The following is a 13,428-nucleotide window of genomic DNA, read 5'->3' as shown; positions in this document are numbered from 1 at the left end:
ATGGAATTGAGTCAACAAGATAATCAGTTAGTACGTTGGTTTCGGCAGTCTGCGCCTTATCTCAATGCGCACCGCGATAAAACAATCGTACTGACATTGGGCGGTGAAGCCATCGCGCATGCTAATTTCATTAATATCGTTAATGACATTGCCCTATTAAACATCCTTGGCATTCGCATCGTCTTGGTTTTTGGCGCTCGCCCACAAATTAACAACATACTCGCGCAGAATAATTGCGAAAGTCAGTTTCACAAACGCCAGCGCGTCACGGATGAGCAAGCCTTCCCGTTAATTAAACAAGTTATTGGTCAACTCCAATATGAAATTACTGCCGCATTTTCGATGGGGCTGGTCAATACGCAAATGCACGGCGTTAAAATCAATATCGTCAGTGGCAACTTCATTACAGCGCAACCGATGGGCGTTGATAACGGCGTCGATTTTTGCCATACCGGCCGCGTTCGCCGTGTTGATACTGATGCATTAGAATATCAACTCGCTCAAAATGCCATTACAGTCGTTCCACCACTCGGCTATTCAGTCACAGGGGAAAGTTTTAACCTCAGTGCGGAAGAAGTCGCGACTAAAATAGCCATCAAACTCAGCGCCCATAAGCTCATTAATTTTTGCTCTTCGCAAGGTGTGTTAGATTATAACGGTGAACTCATTTCTGAGATGTTCCCAGAGCAAGCACAAGAACGCTTAACTGAACTTGAAGCACAAGGTGGGATAAATAGTGGTACGGCGTCTTATTTACGCGCTGCGATTAATGCCTCTTTTGCTGGTGTAACCCGCTGTCATTTGGTTAGTTACAAAACCGATGGCTCATTACTACAAGAACTGTTTTCACGTGATGGTGTTGGTACTCAAATAGTACGCCAAAGCGCCGAGCAAACACGCCCAGCTAAGATTGAAGATGTGCCAGGTATTATGTTATTAACGCAACCCTTAATCGACCAGGGTATGTTAGTACAGCGCAGCAGAGAACAGTTGTTACGAGATATTGAACACTTTACTGTGGTAGAACGTGATGGCACCATTATTGGTTGTGCATCACTGTACTGTTTCTCGGGCAATATTGCCGAAATGGCCAGTGTCGCAACCCATCCGGAATATCGACGCTTAAGTCGTGGTGACTTACTGGTTAAGGAAATCGAGAAACAAGCCAAACAGCAAGGCATGGATAGCTTGTTTGTGCTGACAACTCACAGCATCCATTGGTTTAGAGAACGTGGTTTTGAACCTGTCGAACTTGAGCAATTACCGGTTGAAAAACAAGAGCTCTATAACCTACAGCGTCGTTCAAAAATTCTGATGAAGGCTTTATAAAATCTGGCAGTAACCGAAGCACAGACTTTCACCTATCTGTTACTGCCTTCTCTCTTCCACAAGACAGCTTGTTACAATTCGGTACACTTGCCTTAGCCATAATGTGCGCGAACCGCTACAACACAACAAATATTTAGGGCTATAATTCCACCTCATTCTTTTCAGAGTTCAATACATGCTATTACGACGAGTCTTACAGCGAGGAAGAGCTAGTTTCAGTCAACTATTTAATCAATTCAGTCAGCGATTACTTTCACAACTCGACAGTAAAAAGCGCTTATGGATAGTGCAAGTAGATGAAGGAGGGCTAAAAAATCAATCATTTATTGTTGATGAAGATAACTTTCAGCAGCCTCTGGATTGGATGCTGAATAGGCACTATTCAATTACTGATTTGGAAAATGTAGACAAAATGAAACGTGCCGAAGTGGTTAGCGTCCAACTCGTTAACGCTAAACACAGCTTGATTCGAGCTAAATAGCGACTAACTACGTAAGTATTCACTCGCAACAGTATGTAGTGCACGAACGTGGGTTTCATCATCATTTAAACACGCGATAAAGCGATAATCTTCACCACCAGCTTTCACAAATACATCTTTATTTTCAATAGCCATTTCTTCGAGTGTTTCTAAACAATCGACTGCAAACGCTGGCGCGATCACATCTAACGATTTAGTGCCACTTTCAGCCAGTTTCACTAACGTTTCGTTGGTATACGGCTGTAGCCATTCCGCTTTCCCAAAACGAGATTGATAGCAATGCACGACCTCATTTTCAGCTAAGCCTAAACGTGCGCAAAGTAATGCCGTCGTTTCAACACAATGATCCGCATAGATATCGCCTTGATCAACCAAGAACTTTGGAATGCCATGATATGACAATAATAATTTCTCAGCTCTGCCCTGCTCTGCCCACTGACGCTCAATACTTAACGCTAATGCTTCAATATAAGCGTCATTGTTATGGTAATGCTTCACTAAGCTCACGCTTGGCACATCGATGGTTGCTTGAAGATAGTTAGCCACTTGATCAAAAACTGGTGCTGTAGTCGTTGATGAATACTGAGGGAACAAGGGTAATACCACGATATGTTCAACGCCTGCATCTTGCAATTTAGCAATGGCATTGTTAATACTACGCTCACCATACGTCATTGCCAGCTCGACATGCACGTCTTGCCCTGCTTGTTTAAATATTGCTGACAAGGCTTTTTGCTGTAATAAGCTGTAATGTAATAAAGGTGAGCCATCATCAAACCAAATAGACTGGTAAGCTTTGGCCACGCGTTTACAGCGCAAAGGTAAAATGACTCCATTTAACAGCGGTAACCAAAATAAGCGTGGAATACTGACAACACGAGGATCAGACAGAAACGGTTTTAGAAATGCTTTAACGCCCGCGGGGGTTGCTGATTCTGGCGTACCAAGGTTAACCAATAAAATACTTTGCTTAGTCATATTACACATAATCACTATGTCGTTTAACGAGTAACGCTATTCTATGTGATTAAGTGTATTGGATCCAATAACTCGCTGAGATTTAGGTATAAAAAAACCCCGAGCAGGCTCGAGGTTTAATAACAGTATACAAATTAATCGACAGAATACTCTCTCAATTAAGAGGCAGACTAGCCAAGTAATTCAGCTAATTGTTTGCTTACAACTTCAACAGCTTGTGTGCCGTCAAATGTAACATATTTGCTGTTACCTGCTTCCGCTTCTTTGCCATAATAAGCAATAAGTGGTGCAGTTTGATCGTGGTAGATACCTAAACGTTTACGAACAGTTTCTTCAACATCATCCACACGGATTGTTAATTCTTCACCAGTTTCGTTATCTTTACCTTCCACTTTTGGCGGATTGTAAACAGTGTGGTAAACACGACCAGAAGGAGCGTGAACACGACGACCGCTCATACGTTTAACGATTTCTTCATCAGGCACGTCAAATTCAAGTACGAAATCAACGTCAATACCGTTTTCTTTCATCGCATCAGCTTGTGGGATCGTACGTGGGAAACCGTCTAGTAGGAAACCTTTTGCACAATCTTCTTTCTTAACGCGATCTTTAACTAATTCGATGATTAGTTCGTCAGATACTAGTTGGCCACCATCCATAACAGCTTTAACTTTTTGACCTAACTCAGAACCTTCTTTAATAGCAGCTCGTAGCATATCACCAGTAGAGATTTGCGGAACACCATAATTTTCCATGATGAACTGTGCTTGAGTTCCCTTACCTGCACCTGGTGCACCTAATAAAATAATACGCATAAATTGCCCTTAAATTGATTTAGCTTGTTTAAATTGCTTAAATTTCAGAACCGCTAGACTACACGGGAAATCCGATGTGTTCAAGTACGGCCCTGAATTGTCGCTAATTCACATATAACTTTGTGAGTAGTTTAATAGAAAAACATATTCACACTGTTAAATTATGGAAACTGTACTTAACCGATTAAACGATTCATACGCGCAATAAATGCCGCTGGATCATCTAAACTACCACGTTCAGTCAATTGTGCTTGCTCTAGCAATAGCTGAATCCAGTCTGTAAATACAGCTTCATCAGCTTCATCAGCAACACGTTTAATCATTTCGTGCTCAGGATTTAGCTCAAAAATGTATTTTTGTGGTGGTACAGCTTGACCAGCAGATTCCATCAATTTAATCATTTGGCTGCTCATACCATCTTCGTTGGTAACAACACAAGATGGAGTCTCTGTTAGACGATGCGTTAAACGAACATCGGCTACTTTTTCACCTAATGTTGATTTAGCACGCTCAAGGAAACTAGCAAATTCTTCTGTCGCTTCTTCTTTCGCTTTCTTCGCATCTTCATCATCTAGTTCGCCAAGGTCTAAATCGCCCTTAGTAACAGATACCAATTGCTTACCATCAAAGTCAGTTAAGTGTGAAAGTAACCACTCATCAATACGGTCAGTTAATAGTAATACTTCAATGCCTTTTTTCTTGAAGATTTCAAGATATGCACTGTTTACTGCTGTTGTGTAATTGTCAGCTGTAATGTAGTAGATCTTATCTTGACCTTCAGGCATGTTTTCGATGTATTTACCGAAACCAACTTCCTGTGCAGGACCGCCAACAGATGTTGAAGAAAAACGTAATAAAGAAGCAATCTTCTCTTTATTCGCCATGTCTTCTGCTGGACCTTCTTTCAGTGCTTGACCAAATTCATTCCAGAATTTCAGATATTTTTCATCTTCGTTCTTCGCCATGCGGTCAAGCATAGTCAATACACGTTTAGTACAAGCAGTACGTAGTGATGTCGTGATTTTATTATCTTGTAAGATTTCACGAGATACGTTTAGTGGTAAGTCGTTAGAATCTAACACACCCTTCACGAAACGTAGGTAAGTCGGCATAAACTGCTCAGCGTCATCCATAATGAATACACGTCGAACGTAAAGTTTTAGGCCATGTTCTTTTTCACGGTTCCACATATCAAATGGGGCACGCGCAGGGATATAAAGTAGGCTAGTATATTCTTGCTTACCTTCTACACGGTTGTGGCTCCATGTTAGTGGATCTTCAAAGTCATGGGCAATGTGCTTATAGAACTCATTATATTCTTCATCTTTAAGTTCATTTTTCGATAATGTCCACAATGCGCTTGCACGGGTAATCGATTCCCACTCACCCGGTACTGCTGGTGTTTTTTCACCGTCTGGACCGTCTGATTCAGGTTGTTCTTCTTTCCACATCTCAACAGGGATGCTGATGTGATCAGAGTATTTGTTCACAATTTGACGCAATTTCCATGCATCAAGTAAATCATCTTCACCTTCACGTAGGTGTAAAATGATTTCAGTACCACGGCTTTCTTTCGTGATGTCTGCTAGACGGTAATCGCCTTCGCCTTCAGATTCCCACTGTACTGCTTGATCTGCTGCTGCACCCGCTGCACGCGTGTTAACAGTCATCATGTCTGCAACGATGAATCCCGAGTAGAAACCAACACCGAACTGACCGATTAACTGTGAGTCTTTCGCTTGGTCACCAGATAGGTTATCAAAGAATTCTGATGTGCCAGAACGTGCGATTGTGCCTAAATGTGAGATAACATCTTCGCGTGACATACCGATGCCGTTATCAGCAATCGTGATTGTACGGGCTGTTTTATCAAACGTAACACGTACGCGTAATTCGCCGTCATCTTCATACAAGCTATTATCTGATAATGCTTTAAAACGTAATTTGTCGGCTGCATCGGCCGCATTAGAGACAAGTTCTCGTAAAAAGATTTCTTTATTTGAGTATAAAGAATGGATCATTAATTTAAGCAGTTGCTTAACTTCAGCCTGAAAGCCGTGAGTCTCAGTATTAACTGTATCAGTCATTACTTGTTCCTTTGTTCTAATGGGGTGATTCAGATTACAAATTATCTGAATGTATTCGTTAATAGATAGATGGGTTTGTTATCAGTGTTTTCAAGGGCAATTAATAATTTTTATCTGTGAGCTCAAACGCAACAACTTAAAATCAAATGTAAAAAAGCCATATGAGACTCGAAAATGCTTGCATATTAATATCGCAATACGCATTATATTGCGCACAACCTATTTATTCTCTTTCTACTTAAACTTAAGAAGGTACTTATAATGACCAAGCTTTATGATTTCGAAGTAACAACAATCACAGGTGAACATAAAAAACTCAGTGATTATAATGGCAAAGTCGTATTAATCGTCAACACCGCGAGTAAGTGTGGTTTCACCAATCAATACGCTGAATTAGAAGAGCTTAATCAGACCTATGGCGATAAAGGATTAACCATTCTAGGTTTCCCTTGTAACCAGTTTAAGCAACAAGAAAAAGGTTCCGATGCCGATATCAATTCATTCTGTCAGCTTAACTTTGGTGTCACTTTTGACATGTTTAGCAAAATTGATGTGAACGGTGATAATGCCGACCCACTTTATAATTGGCTAAAGTCTGAGGCGAGAGGTTTATTAGGCAGTAAAGGCATAAAATGGAATTTCACGAAATTCTTGGTTAATCGTAACGGTGATGTCGTTGATCGTTTTGCACCAACAGTTTCACCAAAAGGCATGATTAAAGATATTGAAAAGCTACTATAGGCTTACAACAAACTGCCCGTATCAGGGGTGGTACTTAGCCCTGCTCTGTCGTATAGTATGCGCAATTCATTATAGGAAGGTTTTACATGTTTCGCGACAATCCACTACTATCTCAATTAAAACAAAATATGCGCCAAAACACGCCAAGTGTAGAAGGAACAGTTAAAGGCACTGAACGTGGTTTTGGTTTCCTTGAAGCGGATGATGGCGAAAGCTACTTCATTGCTCCGCCACACATGAAAAAAATCATGCATGGCGATCGCATTAAAGCATATATAGAAACCAACGGTGATAAAACATCAGCAGAACCAGATACTTTAGTTGAAGCTAAGTTAACCCGTTTTATTGCGCGTATCAGTATTGCTAAAAACAAACTGACCATTGTTGCTGACAGTCCTGTGATCAACATGCCAATTAAGGCAAAACTAGTTGGTTTAGGCGAACAAAAAGTAAGTAATGGTGACTGGGTTGTTGCACAACTTACATCTCATGCATTAAAAGACGGTAGCTTTGCTGCTGAAGTAACAAGTTTCGTTGCGACTGAAACCGATCCAAATGCACCATGGTGGGTTACATTAGCACGTCAAAATTTGGCTAAAGATGTACCAGCAATGCCTGATTCTGTTGAATTTAAAGATGATACAACACGTATTGATCTAACAGATAAGCCATTCTTTACTATCGATTCAGCGTCTACACAAGATATGGATGATGCACTGCTTGTTGAAAAAACAGCAGAAGGTAATTTAAAAGTGACTGTTGCGATCGCCGATCCAACATCATATATTCCAGCTGATTCAGAATTAAATAAAATAGCTGCAGAACGTGCGTTCACAGTGTATCTACCGGGCCGTAATATCCCAATGATGCCACGTGAATTAAGTGACAGTGTTTGTTCATTAGTTGCTGGCGAAAAGCGCCCAACATTATGTTGTACTTATACTATCCAAGAAGATGGTGCGTTAGCTGAAGAGTTTGAATTCTTCACCGCTTGGATCACGTCTCAGCATAAATTATCTTATACACAAGTATCAGATTTAATTGAAGAAGTATCAACTGAATGGCAGCCTGAAGCACAGCTTGCTGAGCAATTACAGTCATTGGCTACGTTTGCACGTCATCGTCAACAATGGCGCAAGAAGAATGCAATCGTATTCCCTGACCAACCAGATTATAGCTTTGAGCTAGACGACAGTGGTAACGTACTTGCTATTCACGTTGAGCATCGTCGTATTGCAAATCAAATGATTGAAGAAACAATGGTTGCGGCGAACATCACTGCAGCACGTTTATTCCGTCAACATGGCGATGTAGGTGTATTTAATACCCATGCCGGTTTTGATCCAGAGAAGATTGACTTAGTTGTTGAGTTACTGACTGAACACGGTATTGAATGCACAAAAGAGCATATCCAATCTCTACCTGGTTATGTTGAATTGCAACGTACACTTGCAGAAAAAGCCAATCCAGCATTAGACAGTCGTTTACGTCGTATGCAAAGCTACAGCATCATCAGTGCAAGTGCTGAACGTCACTTTGCAATGGGCTTAGAAGGTTACGCAACATGGACTTCACCAATCCGTAAATACGGTGACATCCTTAACCATCGCCTAATTAAAGCAACATTAACCAATGGCACAGCACGCTCTGCAACAGAAGATGAAGTTATCTTGATGTCAGAACGTCGCCGTCAGCATAGAATGGCTGAACGTGATATCTCGTCTTGGTTATATGTTGATTACCTAACACCTGCAGTAGAAAGCAAACAAGCATTCGAAGCTAGCATCATGGATGTTAACCGTGGTGGCTTACGTGTGCGTTTACTTGAAAATGGTGCGGTTGCATTTATCCCTGCTAGCTTATTACATGATAATAAGAAAGAAGTTAAATGCTTAGTTGAAACAGGTCAAATCAGCATTAAAGATCAGGTTGAATACAGCCTAGGTGACGTTATCTTCGTTAATATCGCTGAAGTTAACAAAGAAAAGCGTAACATAGTTGCGAAGCCTGTTGTTGCTAAACCCGTTGTTGCTACTCCAGTAGAAACAGTCGCAGTTTAATAACAGTTTATTTTAGCTAGGGTGAGTACAGCTTGCTCTAGCTAATAGAACTTATTCTAGTTAAATAATAAAGCCTGCCCCACCCCAATGCCTTTTTCGTTCTGTATGTAACTGCACTATCAACTTCAGCGCATTATTTGGATCTAATTGCCAATTAGCATTAATATCTGGATTTAGTCTCGTGAACTCCAACAACATAGTTTGTAAATGACTTAGCATCACCGTGGTAACTTGTTCACGCTGTGGCATATCGATAACAAAATTAAACGCCCCTAACTCCATCATTTGATATTGCTGTAATACAAACGCTAAATCGGCTAACGTTGCTTCAAATTTAAGCTGTTCCTTTACTAATGCCACATCAACACTTGCTTGGCGATCGATACTCACGGCATCGGCGTAGATAGCATCCACACTCACGATCCCTTGTGTTGTACTGTTATCATAAAGAGAGAAGATAGCCATATCATTAGCATAACGGCTAGTTGCATTAGTCAGGATCAGGCTCGTTGTTGCTGTCAAACAAAGTACAAAACAAATCAATAATGACTGCTGTGCCACGACCTGATGATTACATTTCCAGAGTTTATACCATTTATGAAATGTATTAGGTTTTAACATCGAATTCATTTTAGCCACTCATTAATTATCAATGAGGCTATTAAACTAAATAAGTATGACGATTAAATAACAGAAAAAAGATAAAAAAAGATAAATTATGACGAAATGTGGCAATCACTTAATGAGGGCGTTTAGGGGGTTAAAAAGTCCCCCAAACTACAACGTGGAAACACGAGAGAATTGTAGTCTAGGGTATCGAGATGAATCATGACGAAATGTAACTGCCATTATCAGGCATGACAGTTAGTTACTCACTAGCGACAGTGTAAGAACTCAGCTCTTGTTTCTGGACGTGATTTAAAAATACCGCCCAGTGATGTCGTTGTCGTTTCACTCGTTGCATCCATCACACCACGTGCTTTCACACAATAATGTGTCGCCGTAATACTGACAGCAACGTCTTGCGAATCAAGCAAGGTTTGCAGTGCAACTAAAATCTGTTGTGTTAAGCGTTCTTGCACTTGTGGACGACGCGAGAAAAATTGCACAATACGATTAATCTTTGATAGACCAATCACTTTACTACGTGGGATATAAGCAATTGTCGCTTTACCATCGATAGTCACAAAATGATGTTCGCAAGTACTTGTTAATGTAATATCACTTACCTTAACCATTTCATCCACTTGCATTTTATTTTCAATTAAAGTGATTTTAGGAAATGAAGCATAATCCAAACCTGAGAATATTTCATTCACATACATTTTAGCAATGCGATGTGGCGTCTCAGCTAAACTGTCATCCGTTAAATCCAACTCTAATAATTTTAGAATTTCGGTAAAATGCGATTCAATGCGTTCTTTTTTCTCTACGCTCGATAGCCCAGTTCCGATCATCGGTGTCTCTAACCCTCGCTCTTCCAATACTGAGCGAACTAATAAAGCTTCTTTACTTAGGCAGGTCATTACTTACTCCACAAACGGATCGACTTTAAAATAATGCCGCATAATAACACCTAACAATTAATAATATAAACAAATTAGCTTAAATAGCGTTAATTAAGCTTTTTATTGTTATAGATCCTATCGTCAACCTGCTGAGTTTGTCATAATTGACGATATAACTAAAAAATAACCACAAGGGTATATGATGGGATGTTGTGACGTACAAGGGCTAAAACCACTGGATTTAGCGATGCGAGAAATGTTAGACAATATTGATGCAGTAACAGAAACGCTGACATTAGACTTAGCTGATGCACTCGACTATATTCTCGCTGAAGACATTTCTTCGCCAATGAATGTTCCACCATTTGATAATTCAGCAATGGATGGTTATGCTGTTCGCATCACAGACCTGACTAAATCAATGACCCTACCGCTTGCAGGTAAAGCTTTTGCAGGCCAACCATTTACAGGTGAATGGCCAGTCGGCACTTGTGTTCGAATCATGACTGGTGCGCCAGTACCTGCTGGCTGTGGAGCCGTTATTATGCAAGAAAGCACACAAGTAGACGGTAATTTAATCACGTTTGATAGCATCCCGCCAATGCATGACAACATTCGTAATGCCGCAGAAGATATTGCTATCGGTCAAGCTGTATTAACGAAAGGTCGTCGTCTTACGCCACGTGATATTCCGATGCTAGCAACGATTGGTGTTGATAAAATCACTGTTTATCGTCGTCTAAAAGTAGCTATATTTTCAACCGGTGACGAGCTAAAAAGCTTAGGTCAACCACTTGGCAATGGTGAGATTTACGACAGTAACCGTTACAGCATCAATGCAATGCTATCGCGTTTGAATTTAGATATTATTGATTTTGGTATTGTCCCTGATAACGAAGATCTACTACGCGAAACGTTTATTAAAGCCGATGCAGTGGCAGATGCAGTCATCACCTCTGGCGGCGTATCAGTTGGCGAAGCTGATTACACTAAAATATTATTGGAAGAACTTGGCGAGATTGGCTTTTGGAAATTAGCGATTAAACCAGGCAAACCTTTTGCCTTTGGGTCATTACCAAACAGTAAGTTCTTTGGCTTACCAGGCAACCCTGTATCAGCTACTGTTACTTTCCATCAGCTTGTTGTACCAGCGTTAGCAAAAATGACTAATCAAGTGTTTACACCGACCCCCCGCTTCAATGCCGTTGCAGCCACTAGACTGAAAAAAGCACCAGGTCGTATGGATTTTCAACGCGCAATCTATAGCGTGAATGCGCAGGGGCAACTTGAAGTCGTATCGACAGGCAGCCAAGGTTCGGGCGTATTCAGCAGCTTGAGTCACTCAAATTGCTATGCGATCATCGAGCAAGATCGCGGTAATGTCGAAATTGGTGAAACCGTTACAATTGAACCATTTAACGAGATCTTAAATTAATGTCGAATCCATCTAATGATGGCGCCGCTTGCGAAGATATTTTATCTTCGCAAGAAGAGCTACGCTATAACCGTCAAATAGTGCTGCGTCACTTTGACTTTGATGGCCAGGAAGCCTTGAAACAAGCCAAAGTATTGTTAATCGGTGCCGGTGGTTTAGGTTGTGCTAGCAGTCAGTACTTAGCCTCTTCAGGCATAGGACAGATGACATTGGTCGATTTTGACCATATTGAGTTATCAAATTTACAACGTCAGTTATTGCACCGCGATAGCCGCATTGGTGAGTTTAAATCTCTGTCGGCTAAGTATGAGCTAGAACAGATCAATCCGCACTGTCAAGTACAAGCGATTACCACAAAACTGTCTGAAGATGAGATGCTCAAGCTGATAGAGCAGCATGATATTGTGCTTGATTGTACCGATAACGTCGATACTCGAGAACAGATAAACCGCGCTTGTTTCGCGTTACGCACGCCACTAGTATCTGGCGCTGCAATTCGTATGGAAGGCCAAATTAGTGTCTTTACTTATGCTGATAACGAACCCTGTTATCAATGCCTTAGCCAGTTATTTGGCAGCGGTACATTAAGCTGTGTTGAATCAGGCATTATGGCGCCGATGGTCGGGATTATTGGTGCGATGCAGGCGATGGAAGCGATTAAAGTAATTGCTAACTTTGGTCAGCCAATGACAGGAAAAGTACTGCTCGTTGATGGGTTAACGCTGTCTTTTCAAACGATGAAGTTACCAAAACTACCAAGCTGTTCTGTATGTAGTATGTAACACAGCACCACACACAAAATAGTATAGATAAACGAGTACGATGCTCCGCTGTATCGTGCTCGTTTTTTTTAGATTACGTGTTCGCTAGTCTTAACATTATAAGAAGATATGCGCCAAATAAGAGACTAACAAGCAATATACTAAATTAGCAATCAAACTCGCTTCCAACCCTACAAACCAGTATAGCAAGCCTAATGCTGACGCCGTGATAGCCGATATAATAACGATAAATACAATTAAATTTATCGAAAAGGTTGATGTCACTAACGCAACTGATAGCGCCATAAACAAAGACAATACAATCGATGAAATGATAATCGTATTTGTGGTTAATTTTAACTTAGAAGGTTTATTTTCAAAAACCATCAACTTTGACAATAAACTTGACAGCGGTAACATAAATACCGATAAATATAATGCGCTAGTTAAGACCGCAGTCAACGCAATAAGCATCAGATCTAACGAGTTAAATATTTGATGATACTGAAGAAACGCTTGTGGTAGATGCGGCTCTGCGATGACAAAAATTAGGCTGCATAGAATAGCCGTTAATAACCCAAAGCAAGCACCGAACACCAGTGTTAAGCGCAATTCTGATAAAATCCCAGACCCGCTTGTCGCTTGTCGCGATGATGGCGACAATTTATCTGTGCATATAATGCCAAAATAAGCAGTGCAAGAAATAGCTAACAGTACGATCGCTATTAATGGGGCAATAAAGCTGTTTGTTAATCCAATACCGAGCGGTAAATTAGAAAACAAAAATGATGCTATATTGGTTTGCTCTACACATAAAACAGCCCCCATCACTAATAAAGCACAAGTGAGCAGTAAACAGCGTTGCAATGTAGAATAATTATTCAATACAGCCTCAAATAATGATATCTGTCTATTCGATTGTGATTCGATCATATCTTACTTACAAAAAATGGGTTTAGTGTTACTGAATTTATAGTGTTAACGCTAAATATACGATTAACACCCACAAGGTCGTAACTACAAATGGGTAATGATATATATTCTGACATATATATCAAGTTTAATTATCCATTTCCCCCATAGACTCAACCTATTCCTGCGCCATATCAATTATTACCAGCTCGCTACATGATGACGCGCAACCTACGTGACACAAGCATTCGTCGCATGAACAACTGTTTCCACTCAGATAAGCTTCCTTTGTATTCAATCCTCCTCTTAACTTAAAATTTA

12 protein-coding genes are annotated in these 13,428 nt (G+C 40.5%); 6 read left to right on the top strand and 6 right to left on the bottom strand.

Annotated features, from left to right (window positions below; genetic code table 11):
- Positions 1-1,329: an amino-acid N-acetyltransferase gene (gene argA, locus JFU56_RS07440; protein ID WP_198436657.1), complete on the top strand. Its 1,329-nt coding sequence runs from the start codon at positions 1-3 to the stop codon at positions 1,327-1,329.
- 175 nt (positions 1,330-1,504) lie between these two features.
- Positions 1,505-1,810: a hypothetical protein gene (locus JFU56_RS07435; protein ID WP_198436656.1), complete on the top strand. Its 306-nt coding sequence runs from the start codon at positions 1,505-1,507 to the stop codon at positions 1,808-1,810.
- 3 nt (positions 1,811-1,813) lie between these two features.
- Here the strand turns inward: JFU56_RS07435 and hemH are convergent, their stop codons facing one another.
- The 3 genes from hemH to htpG form a co-directional block, all read right to left on the bottom strand.
- Positions 1,814-2,797: a ferrochelatase gene (gene hemH, locus JFU56_RS07430; RefSeq protein ID WP_198436655.1), complete on the bottom strand. Its 984-nt coding sequence runs from the start codon at positions 2,795-2,797 to the stop codon at positions 1,814-1,816.
- Positions 2,798-2,958: 161 nt separating this feature from the next.
- Positions 2,959-3,603: an adenylate kinase gene (gene adk / locus JFU56_RS07425; RefSeq protein WP_198436654.1), complete on the bottom strand. Its 645-nt coding sequence runs from the start codon at positions 3,601-3,603 to the stop codon at positions 2,959-2,961.
- Between the two features lie 176 nt (positions 3,604-3,779).
- The gene (gene htpG / locus JFU56_RS07420) at positions 3,780-5,690 is read right to left on the bottom strand and encodes a molecular chaperone HtpG (RefSeq protein WP_198436653.1); all 1,911 of its coding nucleotides are present in this window, start codon (positions 5,688-5,690) and stop codon (positions 3,780-3,782) included.
- Between the two features lie 261 nt (positions 5,691-5,951).
- On the opposite strand from htpG, the gene JFU56_RS07415 reads away from it, so the two are divergent.
- Entirely contained in the window at positions 5,952-6,431 is a 480-nt protein-coding gene (locus JFU56_RS07415) for a glutathione peroxidase (protein WP_198436652.1), read from the top strand.
- A gap of 86 nt (positions 6,432-6,517) precedes the next feature.
- Positions 6,518-8,491, top strand: a complete 1,974-nt coding sequence (locus tag JFU56_RS07410; protein WP_198436651.1) for an exoribonuclease II — start codon at positions 6,518-6,520, stop codon at positions 8,489-8,491.
- 60 nt (positions 8,492-8,551) lie between these two features.
- Here JFU56_RS07410 and JFU56_RS07405 read toward each other — a convergent pair whose 3' ends face one another.
- Both JFU56_RS07405 and folE read right to left on the bottom strand, forming a co-directional pair.
- Positions 8,552-9,121: a GTP cyclohydrolase gene (locus JFU56_RS07405; protein WP_198436650.1), complete on the bottom strand. Its 570-nt coding sequence runs from the start codon at positions 9,119-9,121 to the stop codon at positions 8,552-8,554.
- Between the two features lie 245 nt (positions 9,122-9,366).
- Positions 9,367-10,017: a GTP cyclohydrolase I FolE gene (gene folE / locus JFU56_RS07400; RefSeq protein ID WP_198436649.1), complete on the bottom strand. Its 651-nt coding sequence runs from the start codon at positions 10,015-10,017 to the stop codon at positions 9,367-9,369.
- 184 nt (positions 10,018-10,201) lie between these two features.
- On the opposite strand from folE, the gene moeA reads away from it, so the two are divergent.
- Together moeA and moeB are read left to right on the top strand one after the other, a co-directional pair.
- On the top strand, positions 10,202-11,434 hold the full coding sequence (moeA, locus tag JFU56_RS07395) for a molybdopterin molybdotransferase MoeA (protein WP_198436867.1): 1,233 nt from the start codon (positions 10,202-10,204) through the stop codon (positions 11,432-11,434).
- On the top strand, positions 11,434-12,216 hold the full coding sequence (gene moeB / locus JFU56_RS07390; protein WP_198436648.1) for a molybdopterin-synthase adenylyltransferase MoeB: 783 nt from the start codon (positions 11,434-11,436) through the stop codon (positions 12,214-12,216). Before moeA ends, moeB begins: the two co-directional genes overlap by 1 nt.
- Before the next feature lie 96 nt (positions 12,217-12,312).
- Here moeB and JFU56_RS07385 read toward each other — a convergent pair whose 3' ends face one another.
- Positions 12,313-13,128 (bottom strand): hypothetical protein, encoded by an 816-nt coding sequence (locus tag JFU56_RS07385; protein ID WP_198436647.1) that lies wholly within the window; start codon positions 13,126-13,128, stop codon positions 12,313-12,315.
- Positions 13,129-13,428 lie beyond the last annotated feature (300 nt).

This window comes from Moritella sp. F3 (genome assembly GCF_015082335.1).
Classification (GTDB): domain Bacteria; phylum Pseudomonadota; class Gammaproteobacteria; order Enterobacterales; family Moritellaceae; genus Moritella.
The sequence above is the reverse complement of the archived record's forward strand: the minus strand, read 5'-3'. Positions and strand labels throughout refer to the sequence as shown.

Coding starts and splice junctions, on each gene's coding strand:
- hemH (WP_198436655.1), bottom strand. CDS start 2,797: ATGTGTAATATGACTAAGCAAAGTATTTTATTGGTTAACCTTGGTACG.
- moeA (WP_198436867.1), top strand. CDS start 10,202: ATGGGATGTTGTGACGTACAAGGGCTAAAACCACTGGATTTAGCGATG.
- JFU56_RS07385 (WP_198436647.1), bottom strand. CDS start 13,128: ATGATCGAATCACAATCGAATAGACAGATATCATTATTTGAGGCTGTA.
- JFU56_RS07405 (WP_198436650.1), bottom strand. CDS start 9,121: ATGAATTCGATGTTAAAACCTAATACATTTCATAAATGGTATAAACTC.
- folE (WP_198436649.1), bottom strand. CDS start 10,017: ATGACCTGCCTAAGTAAAGAAGCTTTATTAGTTCGCTCAGTATTGGAA.
- JFU56_RS07410 (WP_198436651.1), top strand. CDS start 6,518: ATGTTTCGCGACAATCCACTACTATCTCAATTAAAACAAAATATGCGC.
- JFU56_RS07415 (WP_198436652.1), top strand. CDS start 5,952: ATGACCAAGCTTTATGATTTCGAAGTAACAACAATCACAGGTGAACAT.
- htpG (WP_198436653.1), bottom strand. CDS start 5,690: ATGACTGATACAGTTAATACTGAGACTCACGGCTTTCAGGCTGAAGTT.
- moeB (WP_198436648.1), top strand. CDS start 11,434: ATGTCGAATCCATCTAATGATGGCGCCGCTTGCGAAGATATTTTATCT.
- adk (WP_198436654.1), bottom strand. CDS start 3,603: ATGCGTATTATTTTATTAGGTGCACCAGGTGCAGGTAAGGGAACTCAA.
- argA (WP_198436657.1), top strand. CDS start 1: ATGGAATTGAGTCAACAAGATAATCAGTTAGTACGTTGGTTTCGGCAG.
- JFU56_RS07435 (WP_198436656.1), top strand. CDS start 1,505: ATGCTATTACGACGAGTCTTACAGCGAGGAAGAGCTAGTTTCAGTCAA.